We start from the raw sequence: 13521 nt of genomic DNA, 5'->3' as shown, positions 1-13521 counted from the left end.
GCCTTCTTCAGCGCCTCGGTCATTTCCATGAACGGCGCGAGAATGGCCGGCTGCACGCCCGAACACTTGAAGAATTCGCCAAGGTAGCCAAGCCGCGCGACCCGCGCCTCAAGGATTTCCTGCAAGCGCGGTGCCAGCGCATCGAACTCCAGCCGCACCATTCTCTCGCTCATCCGCTCTCTCCGCATTGGTCGCGGGGGCTTCATCGCTTCTTGCCGCTTAGATCGGAAATACATTATGGGATCATTGGCAATACCAAAGGGGTATCACATGGACCTGCGGCAACTGCGCTACCTGATCGCCTTGGCGGAAGAGTTGAACTTCACCCGCGCGGCGGCCCGCTGCAACGTGTCGCAGCCGCCGTTCAGCCGCGCCATCCGCGATCTGGAAACGGATATCGGCGCGCGGCTGTTCGATCGCGACAAGCATCGCGTGGCGCTGACGCCGGCCGGCGCCAGCATGGTGGAAGACGCGCGGCGATCGCTGGCGATGATCGAGGAAGGCCGGCATCGGGCGCAGCGCACCGCCGCCGGCTATAGTGGCACGCTCACGTTCGGCTTCGGCGGCTCCACCGTCTATTCGCTACTACCGTCGCTCGTCGCCGGCTTCCGCAAGATTGCGCCCGACGTGCTGATCGGCTTTCGCGCCATGCCCGTGCTCAACCAGATCGAGGCCCTGCGCGAAGGCGTGATCGACATCGGTATCCTGCGCCTGCCGGTGTTCGACGAGATGATCGCCACCCGCTTCGTCTATGCCGAACCGTTGATCGTGGCGTTGCCTGCTGGCCATCCCCTGCTGGCGGATAGCAGCGCGATCACGATCGGCCAGCTCGCCTCGTCCCCGTTCGTTACATACGAGCCCACGCGCGGCTTCAACTTCCATGCCGACCTGCTGGCGCTGTGCAGCCTCGCCAGCTTTGCGCCGGACATCGTGCATCAGGCGCCCACGACCGAGGCCGTCGTGGGCATCGTCGCCTGCGGCGAAGGCGTGGCGATTCTGCCCGCTTCGGCCGAACGGCTGCGGATGCGGGGAGTCTCGTTTCGCCCGCTCAACCTGGGCAGCGCGCCGGAAGCGCTCGGCTCGGTCCGGTTCGGGCTCGCGTGGCGGCGCGGCATGGAAACGCCGATAATCCGGCGCTTTCTGGAGCACGTGGAAAGCGATCCGGCCCTGCCCCTGGCGGGATAGTCGATGCCGCACTTGCTCTTGTGCGGACAGAACCCTCTCCAGAGCACTTTACTTTTATATAAAGGTATAATATCGAGCCCGATACGCTTGCATAACACCAATCACAATGAACCGGAGGATGGACAGGGCAATGAGCAGGGCACTGGAAGGCAAAGTGGTGCTGGTCACCGGCGCGGGCAGCGGCATCGGCCGTGCCAGCGCGCATCGGATCGCGGCGGCCGGCGCGCACGTCGTGATCAGCGACATCAACGCGGAACAGGGACAGGCGGTACTGGCCGAGATCGCGGCGGAAGGCGGACAGGCATCGTTCCTGCGCGCCGACGTTGGCGTGGAAGGCGATGTCGCCGCGCTGATCGCGGCCATCGTCGCGCGGCACGGCCGGATCGACGGCGCGTTCAACAACGCCGGCATCGTCCAGACCGGCAAGCGCCTGCACGAAGTGACCACCGAAGAATGGGACCGCGCCATCCGCGTGGACCTTTCGGGCGTGTTCTGGTGCATCAAGTACCAGGTGCTGGCGATGCTGGAGACCGGTGGCGGCAGGATCGTCAATACGGCCTCGTCGCTGGGAGAGGTCGCCATCGCCAACGCCTCCGAATACGTCGCCGCCAAGCATGGCGTGATGGGGCTTACCCGCGCCGCTGCGGCCGACTATGGCGCCGAAGGAATCCGCGTGAACGCGATCCTGCCCGGCATCATCCAGACGCCGGTGATCGACGCGCTGGCGCAGAATCCCGATTTCAAGGCGTTCCTCGTCAAGCTGCGCGATCGCCATCCGATCGGCCGCTTCGGCCGGCCGGGCGAGATCGGCGATGCAGCGGTCTGGCTCCTGTCCGACCAGTCCTCGTTCGTGAACGGCGCCGGCATCCCGGTCGATGGCGGCTATCTGGCCATCTGACATCAGTTCCGAAGAGGCCGGACGTCGTGTCCGGCCTCTTCGTGTCGTCATCCGTTACCAGGCTGTCGTTCCGCCATCGACGCGCAGATCGGCGCCGGTGACAAAGCTGCTTTCGTCCGATGCGAGGAACAGTGCCGCCGCCGCGATTTCTTCCGGGCGGCCGGGGCGGCCCAGCATGATCTGCTCGGTCATCTGGCGCGAAAGGTCGGCATTGCCCAGCACATCGACGGTCTGGTGCGTCGCCACGAGCCCGGGGGAAATGGTGTTGGCGCGGATGCCATGCGGGGCGCCTTCCATGGCGAGCTGCCGCGTCATCGCCAGGATCGCACCCTTCGCGGCCATGTGCGAAACCGCCGGCAAGGGCCGATAGGCCTGGTGCGCGGAAATCGAGGCGGTGTTGACAATCACGCCCGATGACCGGACCAGCTCCGCCCAGGCGGCGCGCACGAGATAATAGACGAGATGGACTTCCTCGTTGATCGTGCGGTGCCAGTCGTCGAGCGGAAGATCGGGCACCGGCCCGAAGTAGGCCATGGCGGCGTTGTTGAACAGAACGTCGATCCCGCCGAAGGTCCGGACAGCGAGATCGACCAGCGCCTCGCAATTCGCCACGTCGGTCAGATCGCACGGGTGCAGCGACACGATCTCGCCACCGGCGGCGCGTACCGCCTCCCGCGTTTGCTCGGCACGCTCGACGTTGACATCGCAGCCCACGATCCGCGCTCCTTCGCGCGCGAAGGACAGCGCGGCGGCGCGGCCCATGCTGCCGCCGGTTCCGGTGATGAGGCAAACCTTGTCCTGCAGCCGCCCCATCACGCGACTCCTTCGCCAAGCACGGCTGGCTCGGTGCCGGTGGGGGGCGTGAACAGCACATGGTTGTCGACGAAAATCCGCACTTCCGCCAACGCGCCATCGCGCAGCAGGAAAACGTCGCACCCGGGGCAATCGAACTCGCGCCCGTGGACATCGACATAGAACACGCGCGTTTCGGCCGTCACGCAATCGCCCGCGTCCCAGATGCCTACGATCTCGTGCCGCATGCTTTCAAGGATCTGCGCGACCATTTCGTACTGCACGCGCAGTTCCCCGATCCCGCGCGCCGTCGGAAAATTCGCGAAGCGCCATACGATGTCCCGCGGCAAGGCCGCACAGAAGCGCTCGACGTCCAGCGAGTCGGCTGCCGTGAAAAAATCCTTAACCCATTGATACGCCATTTCGTTTTTCCTCTCTCCGATCGGCTGTGGCCCTGCCCTTCGGGGCAGTTTCCGGGAGTGGGCTTGACCGATGTTTTACTTTTATATAAAGGTGTTTTTCGTGTCAATCACACACATCCCCAAAACCATGGATACCTCGAGAGGAACGATCATGAATCAGATCACCCCGCTGCCGCTGTGGGAAGCCGCCAAGCGCGAAATGGAAGAGTACCAGTTCGTCTCCTCGGCGGACGTGCAGCCGAAGTGGACCGTGCCCGAATCGATCGCGATCAACGTCGCTGTGTCGGGCCGCTTCACCGAAGGCGCTTCGGCCGATGCCGCCAACCCCACCTCGCTGGAAGACTACGTGGACGAGGCATCGCGAGTGATCGAGGCCGGCGCCTGCGGCGTTCACATCGATTTCACCTGGGTGACGGACAAGCATGGCCGCCGCCTCGATCGCGATCTGCCCCCGGTCGATGCCTACACCGCCGTGATCGAGCCGCTGCGCAAGCGCTTCGGCAATAACTTCGTGCCCAACCTCAACGTGCTCAACGGCACGACGTTCGACGTCTGTCTCAGCCCCGCCCGCGCGGGCCTTGCCGAAGCCTGCCCCTGCGCGCCGGGGCACCCGGACGCGTTCATGATCCCGGCGGTCAGCGCGATGGAGGAACTGGGCGTGAAGCCGGAGCTGGCCGTCCATCACAGCGGCGAAATCGAACTGGCCCGCCGCAAGCTGATCGAGACCGGGATTCTGAAGAAGCCCTACAACTGGCTGATCCTCTATGGCCTGCCATTCAACGTGGGGCGCTCGCTCGCATCGGGCACCTCGGTCGGCGACGCGCAGGAAATGGCGCAGCACCTGTTCCTGATGGTCGACCAGATCCGGAAGATCGATCCCGAAAGCGTGATCTCGGTATGCGCCGCCGGCCGTTCCACGCTGTACATGACCACACTGGCGACGATGATGGGTCTCCACATCCGTGTCGGTGTGGAAGACACGCCCTGGAAGTTCCCCAACCAGAACGTCGAACTCAAGAGCAATCTCGAGATGTTCACGATGGCCAAGGACATCGCGGGCCTGCTGGGCCGCACGCCCGGCAATGCCAACTACTACCGCGGCCTTGTCGGCCTGCCACAAAAATGACGCGCGACTGACGGCGCCCAACCGGGCGCCGTCAGGGCAGCTTGCGCACGATCAGTCGGATTCCCCGAATGCCTTTTCCAGATTGGCCGCGATCTTGCGGGCAACCTTGATGAAGGTACGGATTTCGGCGGCATCGATTCCCCGCGTGGCAATCTCGTTCAATTCGGCGGCGTGCGGCAGGATTTCCGGCTCCAGCGAGCGACCCAGCGGCGTCAGCGTGACCAGGATCTTGCGCTTGTCGACCGAATCGCGGACCCGCTCGATCAGCCCTTCGCCGTCCATGCCTTTCAGCAGGGCGACGGTGGTGGTTTCGGTTACCCGCGTGGCATCGCTGAGGTCGCGCTGCGTCACCCGGTCCTTGATCCAGAGCGCGCGCAGATAGTTGTAGTACCCCGATTTGATCCCGTGCCGGGCCAGCCGCATGCTCAACAGGCGATCGAACGCCAGGTGCGCCCGCCGGATCTGGAAGGCCACGCTGCTTTCAGGCGGGAGAGCGACTTTTTCCTGCGGTTCCTCGGTTTTCGTGTTCCCGGCGGAGTCCGCCTTGCTGTCCGTCACCATTCTTGATCCTGCCTTGGAGCTTTTGTCGGCTGCCCCGTTCATCATATTGTGTTTCCTGTTCCTAGGCCGATTTGCGCATGGCCGCCACCGGGGCGATCACAGAAGCGTTGACGGACGAATGCACTGCGAATATACTTTTATATAAATACTTTTCAGGAGAGGCAACGACTCATGTCAGACAGCGATCACGCCCATCCCGCCGCCGGTGCGCCAACGCCCAATCTGTGGAGCCGCGACGGATTCACCGGATCGAACGCGATTGCGCTGCGCAACGACTATACGCCCACGTATCGCTCGGTCCGCGGCCCGCACGCTCCCCACCGTTTCAACCTCCTCGCCATCGAAACGCAGGACCAGTCCGATGCTGAAGCACTGCCCACGCCGGTCCTGGTGGCGCGCAACGGCCTTGAACTCGCGGTGTCGCGCCGGCGCCAGCCGATGCCTTACGCGCTGCGCAATACCGAAGGCGACGAACTGCATCTCGTCCAGGCGGGATCGGCGCGTTTCGTCACCGATTTCGGCACGCTCGAGGCCGGGCCGCTCGATTTCGTGCATATCCCCCGCTCGATCACCTACCGTATCGACCCGCTATCGCAGGACTATGCCGCGCTCATCCTGACCAGCCCCGATCCGCTGCGCTTCGATACGCCCGCGCCATTCGGCATGATCAATTTCGGCAAGGCGGTGCGCAAGCCGTCGATCGATCCGCAAGGCACCCAGGGAACGACGAGGCTGTGTCTGCGCACGTTCGATGGCGTGACCGAATTCGACATGGTTCACGACCCGATCCGCGCGCTGGCGCAAGTCGGCGGCCCGCCCCCGGTATGGGCGCTGAACCTGCGGGATATCGTGCCGGTTTCCTATGGCGAACGTGGCGGTCCCCCGGCGCAGTTCCTGTCGACCGTGGATACCGGCGTGATGGCCTTCACGCTCAGCGCGCGGCCCGGGCCGCGCCCGCCGGTCCACGTCAACGCCGACTATGACGAGATTATCCTCTTTGCCGAAGGCCCCGGCGCGTGGGGCGGGATCAGCGAACCCGGCACCGTCACCTGGGTGCCCAAGGGCGTCACGCACCATGGGCCTGTGGAGGATGTACCGGCGGGCTATCAGGCATGGCTGCTCGAAGTGCGGCAGACCATGCGGCTGACCGACGCCGCGCGGCAGCACGCGCGCCTGATCGAAACCAGCGAATACGCTTATCAGGACTGATAAAGGCGGGCCGGCGCGGGTCGGGAAAAGAGGCATAGGCCTCGCCCTTCCGCGCCGGTGAAGACCACAACCATCCGCCGGAGAGGAAATGCCATGCTGAAACTCGCCATTCTGGTGCGGCGCAATCCCGCGCTTACCCGGCAACAGTTCCGCGAATACCTCTCGACGCACCATGCCGCGCTGGTCCGGGCCTGCCCCGCCAGCAGCGTCTACGTGCGCCGATACGTGCAAAGCTTCGTACAGCCGGACGAGCACCAGTCGCATGATGGCAGCGCGGTGCGCTATGACGCGCTTGTTGAACTCTGGTTCGATGATCTGCAGCAGATGCAGGCGTTCTATACCGACCCGGACTACGTCGCCAACGTCAAGCCCGACGAGCCGAACTTCGCCGATATCGCGAACTGCAGTTTCATGATCACCGAGGAAAACCGCGTCGTCTGAGCCATGGCGCCGACGGCGGGATAGCACCTTCCGAGCCATCGATCGGAGGGCCATGCCGACATCTAATATAAATCAATTAATATCAACTATTTGCATTGCTACTTGGCAGAAAGCCAACGCTGCATATTACCACTATATAAAAGTTATTGCGCGACTCATAATACCTTTATATAAATGTAATTGTCGGAGAGCGGGAATGGCGATGTCACGCCGCCTGCGCGCCGCGAAACCGCCTACCGGAGAGAACAAGCCAGTCCGGGGCGGACACCATGGATGGGAGGATCGAGATGGCTTCTCGCACAATTTCTGCATTCGTTGTCAGCGCAATGGCCCTGACGATTCACGGCACCGCCTCCGCTCAGGCCCAGACCGCACCACAGGCGAACGCGGCAGAAGCAGAGGACGGTGCCTCCGCTGGTATCGGCGAAATCGTCGTCACCGCTCAAAAACGATCGGAAAGCGCCCAGAAGACGGCCGCCGCCGTCACCGCGGTGACAGGGGAGCAACTCGTCAGCACCGGCGTTGCCGATCTGCGCGCTGTGCAGACACTGGTGCCGGGCGCACGCTTCCAGCAGGAAGGCAACTCCACGCAGGTATTCCTGCGCGGTGTCGGCTCCAACGCCGATTTCGCCAATATCGAACAAGGCGTGTCGTTCAACTTCAACGGGCTCTACATCCCGCGCGAAGCCACCAGCGTCCCGCTCTATGATATTGCCCAGCTCGAAGCGCTGCCCGGGCCGCAGGGCACGCTTTACGGCCGCAGTGCGATCGGCGGCACCGTCAACGTCTCGTTCCAGCGCCCGACGCAGGACAACGAAACCAAGCTGATCCTCGAAGGCGGCAACTATTCCCTAGCCCATGCCACCGCGATCCAGAACCTCGCGCTGTCGTCGGACCTCGCGATCCGCGCGGCGGTGGACTACACCTACCGCAACGGCGTGATGAAGTCCGGCGCGGATTCCAAGAACGATTTCGGCGCGCGTCTCAGCCTGCTCTACAAGCCCGGCTCGAACCTCAGCGTCTACCTGTGGGGCTACACCGTCCAGAAGAACGGGCACACGCCCAATCTGGTCAACAAGGGCTTCGATCCGGCCACGGGCGGCTACAGCGAGAACACGTTCCTGACGTCGAACCCCTGGAACGACAAGCGCGAAGGCAGCCTGGCCGCGCTTGCCCCGTTCGGCCAGCCAGTCGCGCCCGACCAGACGTTCCACAACTGGGCCGGCGGCGCGCAGGTCGATCTCGAACTCGGCAACAACCTGACGCTCAGCTACATCCCGGGCTACCTCTATCTCAAGTCCGACATCCGCAACTACTGGCTGGGCGCGCTGCCCGCACGCCAGTCGGCCGAATACCGGGAAGTCACGCAGGAACTGCGCCTGTCCGGCTCGTCCTCGAACCTGAAATGGCTGGCGGGCCTTTATGCCTACCGCACCGTCAATTCGGGATCGGCCGTCTTCCTCTATGGCTTCCCCAGCGCGTTCTTCATCAGCAACGTGCAGCGCAACCGGCTGCAGGGGGCGGCGGTGTTCGGACAGGCGACGTACAGCTTCAGCGACGCGCTGCGCCTGACGGTCGGTGGCCGCTATGGCGTGGATGATCGCCAGGGCAACGGCATCACCCCGCTGGACCAGGTTTCCACGTACCGCTTCTCGAAGAAGTACCATCGGTTCGATTACAAGATCGGCGTGGAATACGATGTGGCGCCGCATGCCATGGCCTATGTCACGTACCAGACGGGGTATCAGCCGGGCACCTACAACGAGTTCCAGTCCACCCCGCTCAACAATGCAGAGGTGCGGCCTGCCACGCTGAAGGCGATCACCGCCGGCATCAAGACGCGGCTGCTGGACAACACGCTGCAGATCAATGACGAATTCTTCTACTACGATTACCGCAACCTCCAGTTGCAGGCGATCAACGTCAACGCGATCCTGAATCCCATCTTCAATGCGGCGAAGGTGACGATCCCCGGCAACCAGCTTGATATTCTCTATCAGCCGGACAGCGACAACCGCATCAACCTGTCGGTCAGCTACGTCCACGCCCGCAACAAGAACTTCGTGACGCCGCTGGGAACGAGCTACAACGGTCTCAACCCGCCCTATGCGGCCGACTGGACCATCAGCGGCGGCGTCAGCCACGATTTCCGCCTGAAGTCCGGCTATATCCGCGCGCAGGCCGACGCCCGGTATGAAAGCCAGTGGTGGGCGGACTATGCGCACAGCCTCGGCGTTCGCCAGCGGCCCTATGCCAAGGCCAACGCCACCCTGACCTACTATGCCGAGAACGACCGCTGGAGCGCGGGCCTGTGGATCAAGAACATCAGCAACATCGCGGTTATCGCCGCATCGGCGGCAGCCGGCATTCCCGGCCCCGGCACCGCCTATCTTGAGGAACCGCGCACGTTCGGCGCGCGCGTTACCGCAAACTTCTGAGACACGAGCAACACGTTTGAGGGGGTGCCGCCCGGGTTCGCGCCCGGGCGGCCATCTTCATGCGGGAGAGAGGACCATGCTCACCCAATCGCCCCGTTACGATTTCACGCCGATCACGCAGCGCAAGCCCATTCCCTTTCCGGACGGCAAGCGCCTGGCCGTGCTGCTTTACGTGAACCTGGAACACGTCCCGTTCCTGACCACGGCGCCCGGCCACGCGATCTATCCCGGCACCACGCATCTCGTTCCCGACATCCTGAACCATGGCTGGCGCGATTATGGCCACCGCGTCGGAATCTGGCGCCTGATGGCCGCGATGGACCGGCACGGCTTCCGCGCCACCGCCCATCTCAGCACGGATGTATGCCGGGAATACCCGCAGGTCATCGCCGCCGGAAACGAACGAAACTGGGAATGGCTGGGGCTTGGCGACCACAATCAGGGCCTGATGATCGACATGACACCGGACCGGCAGCGCGGCTTCATCCGATCGACGCTCGACACGATCGAGCAGGAGACCGGGCAGCGCCCCAAAGGCTGGATCAGCTGGTGCATGACCGAAAGCGTCGAGACGCCGGACATCCTGGCCGAAGAGGGTATCGAATACCTGTCAAACTACGCGCACGATGAATTGCCCGTGCCCCTGCGCGTCACGGGCGGATCGCTGCTGACCCTGCCCTACACCGTCGAGGTCAACGACGTGCCGACCATACTGGGCAAGGGCGAATCCGCCGCCGGTTTCGGCCAGATCATCCGGGATCAGTTCGATGTGCTGTACCACGAAGCGCAAACGCTGCCGAAAGTGATGTCGATCTCGCTTCATCCCCCCGTGTCGGGGCATCCGTTCCGCATGAAACACATCGAGCAGGCGCTGGAATACATTGCCCGTCACGACGGTGTATGGCTGGCAACCGGCGGCGAAATCAATCGCTGGTACCGGGATGCCATGGAACGTGCCTGATCGGCGGATTTGCATCCGGCGCGTCAATGGAACATAGAAAGAACATTGACGTGATTCGGGATGATGGAGAGCGGGAGAAATGGTCGGTCTGACAACGGACGACGACGGACGGCCACGGTGCGGCTGGTGTGCGGCCTCGGCGGAGTACATCGCCTATCATGATCGCGAATGGGGCTTCCCCGTGGAGGACGATCGGCGGTTGTTCGAAAAGCTCTCGCTCGAAGGTTTCCAGTCCGGCTTGAGCTGGCGCACCATCCTGATGAAGCGCGACAATTTCCGCGCGGCGTTCCACGGCTTCGATTTCGCGCGCGTCGCCTCTTTCGATGAAGGCGATGTCGAACGGCTGCTGCAGGATACCGGCATCGTCCGCCACCGCGGCAAGATCGAGGCGGTGATCAACAACGCCCGCCGCGCGCTGGACCTGATCGACGAAAAGGGCTCGCTCGCCGCCTATGTCTGGAGCTTCGAACCACGGGGTGAAGCGGTCCCTCACCTCGCTTCCACCTCGCCCGCGTCGATCGCGATGTCGAAGGATCTCAAGAAGCGGGGCTGGAAGTTCGTCGGCCCGACGACCGTCCACGCCTTCATGCAGGCGATGGGGCTGATCAACGACCATGCGCAGGAATGCGCGATCCATGCCGAAGCGGAACAGGCGCGGGCGCACTTCGTGCGCCCTGCCCCGTCCGCCCCGGCGCGCTGATCATTTCACGCCGGCAAAAGCCCCGCGCGCGCGATCCACGTCGCGCCAGCCGTGCAGATAGGCGATCACAGCGTCTCCCTGCTCCGCGCGGATCGCCCCGCTGCCGTTGGCGATGGCCCCTGCCACGATCTGCGCGCGAAGATGCTCTTCCACGTCTTTTCCGTCGGGTAGCCGCTTGGCCGCAAGCGGCGCGTACCGTTCCATGGCCGCGCTCCAGGTGGCGCCATGGTCCACCGCGATCCGCGCCAGGCGGGCAATCTCCACCAGATAGCGCGATGCCGCGTCCTGCGCCGCCCTGCTCCAGCCGAACCGCGCGGTGCAACTGGCCAGCGCCAGCGTCATGTCGCGCGATGCGGCGGCGGAACCCTGGGCAGTCTTCACGCGGCCCGCGGGATCATCCGGCTGCTGCGCGAACAGCCCGGCGATATCCGCCCGCTGGCGCTCGTTCAGCCGGTCGTCGATGCAGCGCAACTGCTCGATCGGCGCTGCCTGTGCTGGCATCACCGACATCGGTGCCATCTGGCCGCCGACCAGAACGCAGCCAGCCGCGATCCACGAACGCATGGTCTTCATCCCCGCTCTCCCCGCATCAGAACTTGCCCAGCAGGTTCACGAACACGCCCTTGCTCGTGTAGCTCTGGTTCGAAAGGTCGCTGGAAAAGTCGGAAAAGCTGTAGCCCACGCCGACTTTCGCGTTGTTGCCGATATGGCGATAGACCGCCGCCAGACCGCCCCAGCGGTGATCGCCCGCACGGTCGGCGGACAGGTAATGTCCTTCAACCAGCACGTCCCATTGCCGCACCAGCCGCCAGTCGATCCGCGCCACGCCCAGCCAGGTGTTGCTGGTGACATAGGTATCGCTGTCGCGCGTGAGCGAGACGCTGCCCTTGCGGAAGGCATACTTGCCGCCCAGCGTCAGCGTGCGCGTCAGATCGTAGTTCGCGTCGATCGCGAAGATCTGGCTCTTCTGCTTGGGGCTGCCGATCTGCCCGCCCTGCGTCACCTGCCCCACCGGCCCCATGTCCTTGAGGTAGGTATAGCGCGTCAGCAGGTTGAGCCGGTCGTTCGCCACCGGGCGATAGGCGAAGCCGACCGTGCCTTCGACATAGTCGGCGGCGTTGACATCGGCGGTGGTGTTGTCCGCGATGGCGAAGTTCAGCCGCGCCAGCGCGCGCCAGTCCGGGTTGAGCATGACCGAGGCATGGTTGCGGAACAGCCACACGTTCTGGCTGCGCCCCGCCCCCCGCTCGAACCGGCCTTCTACGTTGGTGCCGAACTGCACGCCCTTGCTGGTATAGGCCACGCCGAACGTGGCGGCGGTGCGGCGGAAGCGGCCCGTCGTCACATCGTCGATATGGCCGTTTTCGAACGAGCCGGAGAACGACCAGTGCTCCGTGGGTGTCCAGTCCAGCCCGAAGCTGCGCGTCAGGCTGGGCGCGGTGCCGCCGTGGCCCAGCTTGTTTTCGCCGTGGATCGACAGCGCGGAGGAAAACCGGTGCCGCGCCCCCAGCGTCAGCGTGCCGCGATTGGTGCGGGTGAAGCTGGTGGAAGGCTCAAGCCCCTGGTCGACGCGGTCGGTGACGAGCGCATAACCGAGGTAAGTTTCCGAGCCCCGGCCATAGCGATGGTTGAGCGTGGCGCTCGCCCCCAGCCCGCCGTCGCCTTCGGATACTTCGGCCGCCAGCGACTGCCGGTCGGAAAGCTCCACCTTTCCGCCCAGCCCCGCGCGGTTGTTGCCGCGCCGGCCGGCGTCGCGGTCCAGCGTCGCCTGCCCGAAGCCATAGACCGACCACTTGCCGTGCTCCGGCTTGTAGCCCAGCTGCAGCGCGGCGTCGGTCCGCTTGCCGCTTTCGGTGCTGTTGTAGGCCAGCCCGACCGCGTCCTGGCTGTAGCGCAGCCCGCCGGCCAGCGTGAAACCGCCGCCCAGCCGCTGCGTCACGTCCGCCGAACCGACCGTGCGGGTGCCGGCCGCATCGGTGCGCAGATGCTGCACCTTGGCCGCCAGCGCGGTGCGGCTGCCGATCGGCAGCGCCAGTTGCGCGCCCCAGCGTTCGGTGGCGCTGGCCGTCAGCTGCGCGTTGGCGCCGAAGCCCGCGTCGAGATGCTCGAACCACGCGGAGAACTTGCCCTTATCGATTCCGGTTCCACCAGCGTCCGCCGGCTTGCCGCCCGCCAGTTCCGCGAAGTTCACCGCCACTTCCGCGCGATAGGCCATGGCCTTCACGTTGGCGCTGCCGGTCGCGCCATAGCTGGCGAAGGTGAGGCCGCCGTCGACCGAGTTCGATTGGCCAAAGCCCGGCCCTTCGGTCTGCGCGACTTCCGCCTTCACATAAGTGCCCGGATGCAACCGCACGGTGGCATCGGTGCCCAGCAGCGTCTGGTCCGCGGTGCCGGTGGTCTCGCGCTGGCCAGTCACGCCCAGGCGCACCGTATTGCCGATCCACGCGGCGGCGCGGCCGCCCACGGTATAGCCCCCCACATCGCCCACCGCCGGGGTGTATTCGTAGTTCGCGACCAGCACCGGCACGCCCGCCGAAGCCGTGCCATCGCGCACTGTCGCACCATCGGCGGCATAGGACGAAAGCGGCTGGAGCAGCGTAAGCCGCCCCTGGAAGTAATCGATGCTGTAGTCTTCCTGCGCCTGCAGGCTGCGGCGCGAAAGCACCACGCCGGTGATCCGGTCGCGCACTTCCACCGCCAGCCGTTCCGATCCCACGGTCACGTCGCGGCGCTGGAGGTAATAGAGCGAACCGCCCGTGCCCCGGAATTCGTCGCGGCCCGGGATCGT

The 13521-nt window shown here is 64.6% G+C and carries 13 protein-coding genes; 8 read left to right on the top strand and 5 right to left on the bottom strand.

Going from position 1 to position 13521, the window contains the following annotated elements; all coding sequences use genetic code 11:
- The first annotated feature begins 270 nt into the window (after positions 1-270).
- Entirely contained in the window at positions 271-1185 is a 915-nt protein-coding gene (locus tag B3547_RS08120; RefSeq protein ID WP_292961942.1) for a LysR substrate-binding domain-containing protein, read from the top strand.
- 130 nt (positions 1186-1315) lie between these two features.
- Positions 1316-2083, top strand: a complete 768-nt coding sequence (locus B3547_RS08115) for an SDR family NAD(P)-dependent oxidoreductase (RefSeq protein ID WP_292961940.1) — start codon at positions 1316-1318, stop codon at positions 2081-2083.
- A 54-nt stretch (positions 2084-2137) separates the two neighbouring features.
- On the opposite strand, the gene B3547_RS08110 is transcribed toward B3547_RS08115, so the two are convergent.
- On the bottom strand, positions 2138-2896 hold the full coding sequence (locus B3547_RS08110) for an SDR family NAD(P)-dependent oxidoreductase (protein ID WP_292961937.1): 759 nt from the start codon (positions 2894-2896) through the stop codon (positions 2138-2140).
- A complete protein-coding gene (locus tag B3547_RS08105; protein WP_292961935.1) occupies positions 2896-3297 on the bottom strand; it encodes a nuclear transport factor 2 family protein in 402 nt (133 codons plus the stop codon). The genes B3547_RS08110 and B3547_RS08105 overlap by 1 nt, the downstream gene beginning before the upstream one ends.
- Positions 3298-3448: 151 nt before the next feature.
- Here B3547_RS08105 and B3547_RS08100 point away from each other — a divergent pair, with 151 nt between their 5' ends.
- The gene (locus tag B3547_RS08100) at positions 3449-4423 is read left to right on the top strand and encodes a 3-keto-5-aminohexanoate cleavage protein (RefSeq protein ID WP_292961933.1); all 975 of its coding nucleotides are present in this window, start codon (positions 3449-3451) and stop codon (positions 4421-4423) included.
- Positions 4424-4474: 51 nt separating this feature from the next.
- Here B3547_RS08100 and B3547_RS08095 read toward each other — a convergent pair whose 3' ends face one another.
- Positions 4475-4984 carry a MarR family winged helix-turn-helix transcriptional regulator gene (locus tag B3547_RS08095; RefSeq protein ID WP_292961931.1) on the bottom strand — a complete coding sequence of 170 codons (510 nt, stop codon included), beginning with the start codon at positions 4982-4984 and terminating at the stop codon, positions 4475-4477.
- Positions 4985-5155: 171 nt separating this feature from the next.
- Here B3547_RS08095 and B3547_RS08090 point away from each other — a divergent pair, with 171 nt between their 5' ends.
- The 5 genes from B3547_RS08090 (at position 5156) to B3547_RS08070 (ending at position 10733) form a co-directional block, all read left to right on the top strand.
- Positions 5156-6193 carry a hypothetical protein gene (locus tag B3547_RS08090; protein WP_292961929.1) on the top strand — a complete coding sequence of 346 codons (1038 nt, stop codon included), beginning with the start codon at positions 5156-5158 and terminating at the stop codon, positions 6191-6193.
- 93 nt (positions 6194-6286) lie between these two features.
- Positions 6287-6634 carry an EthD domain-containing protein gene (locus B3547_RS08085; RefSeq protein WP_125956481.1) on the top strand — a complete coding sequence of 116 codons (348 nt, stop codon included), beginning with the start codon at positions 6287-6289 and terminating at the stop codon, positions 6632-6634.
- A gap of 326 nt (positions 6635-6960) precedes the next feature.
- Positions 6961-9072, top strand: coding sequence for a TonB-dependent receptor (locus tag B3547_RS08080; protein ID WP_292961925.1), 2112 nt, complete (start codon positions 6961-6963; stop codon positions 9070-9072).
- A gap of 76 nt (positions 9073-9148) precedes the next feature.
- Entirely contained in the window at positions 9149-10033 is an 885-nt protein-coding gene (locus tag B3547_RS08075; RefSeq protein ID WP_292961922.1) for a polysaccharide deacetylase family protein, read from the top strand.
- 79 nt (positions 10034-10112) lie between these two features.
- Positions 10113-10733: a DNA-3-methyladenine glycosylase I gene (locus B3547_RS08070; RefSeq protein ID WP_292961920.1), complete on the top strand. Its 621-nt coding sequence runs from the start codon at positions 10113-10115 to the stop codon at positions 10731-10733.
- Here the strand turns inward: B3547_RS08070 and B3547_RS08065 are convergent, their stop codons facing one another.
- Together B3547_RS08065 and B3547_RS08060 are read right to left on the bottom strand one after the other, a co-directional pair.
- Positions 10734-11306, bottom strand: a complete 573-nt coding sequence (locus B3547_RS08065; protein WP_292961917.1) for a hypothetical protein — start codon at positions 11304-11306, stop codon at positions 10734-10736. It lies immediately after the preceding gene.
- A 16-nt stretch (positions 11307-11322) separates the two neighbouring features.
- The coding region (locus tag B3547_RS08060) for a hypothetical protein (RefSeq protein ID WP_292961916.1) at positions 11323-13521 on the bottom strand (2199 nt) is incomplete at its 5' end.

The sequence above is a fragment of the Novosphingobium sp. UBA1939 genome (assembly GCF_002336885.1).
GTDB lineage: Bacteria > Pseudomonadota > Alphaproteobacteria > Sphingomonadales > Sphingomonadaceae > Novosphingobium.
The sequence above is the reverse complement of the archived record's forward strand: the minus strand, read 5'-3'. Positions and strand labels throughout refer to the sequence as shown.

Coding starts and splice junctions, on each gene's coding strand:
- B3547_RS08085 (WP_125956481.1), top strand. CDS start 6,287: ATGCTGAAACTCGCCATTCTGGTGCGGCGCAATCCCGCGCTTACCCGG.
- B3547_RS08095 (WP_292961931.1), bottom strand. CDS start 4,984: ATGGTGACGGACAGCAAGGCGGACTCCGCCGGGAACACGAAAACCGAG.
- B3547_RS08120 (WP_292961942.1), top strand. CDS start 271: ATGGACCTGCGGCAACTGCGCTACCTGATCGCCTTGGCGGAAGAGTTG.
- B3547_RS08090 (WP_292961929.1), top strand. CDS start 5,156: ATGTCAGACAGCGATCACGCCCATCCCGCCGCCGGTGCGCCAACGCCC.
- B3547_RS08100 (WP_292961933.1), top strand. CDS start 3,449: ATGAATCAGATCACCCCGCTGCCGCTGTGGGAAGCCGCCAAGCGCGAA.
- B3547_RS08070 (WP_292961920.1), top strand. CDS start 10,113: ATGGTCGGTCTGACAACGGACGACGACGGACGGCCACGGTGCGGCTGG.
- B3547_RS08115 (WP_292961940.1), top strand. CDS start 1,316: ATGAGCAGGGCACTGGAAGGCAAAGTGGTGCTGGTCACCGGCGCGGGC.
- B3547_RS08105 (WP_292961935.1), bottom strand. CDS start 3,297: ATGGCGTATCAATGGGTTAAGGATTTTTTCACGGCAGCCGACTCGCTG.
- B3547_RS08075 (WP_292961922.1), top strand. CDS start 9,149: ATGCTCACCCAATCGCCCCGTTACGATTTCACGCCGATCACGCAGCGC.
- B3547_RS08080 (WP_292961925.1), top strand. CDS start 6,961: ATGGCCCTGACGATTCACGGCACCGCCTCCGCTCAGGCCCAGACCGCA.
- B3547_RS08065 (WP_292961917.1), bottom strand. CDS start 11,306: ATGAAGACCATGCGTTCGTGGATCGCGGCTGGCTGCGTTCTGGTCGGC.
- B3547_RS08110 (WP_292961937.1), bottom strand. CDS start 2,896: ATGGGGCGGCTGCAGGACAAGGTTTGCCTCATCACCGGAACCGGCGGC.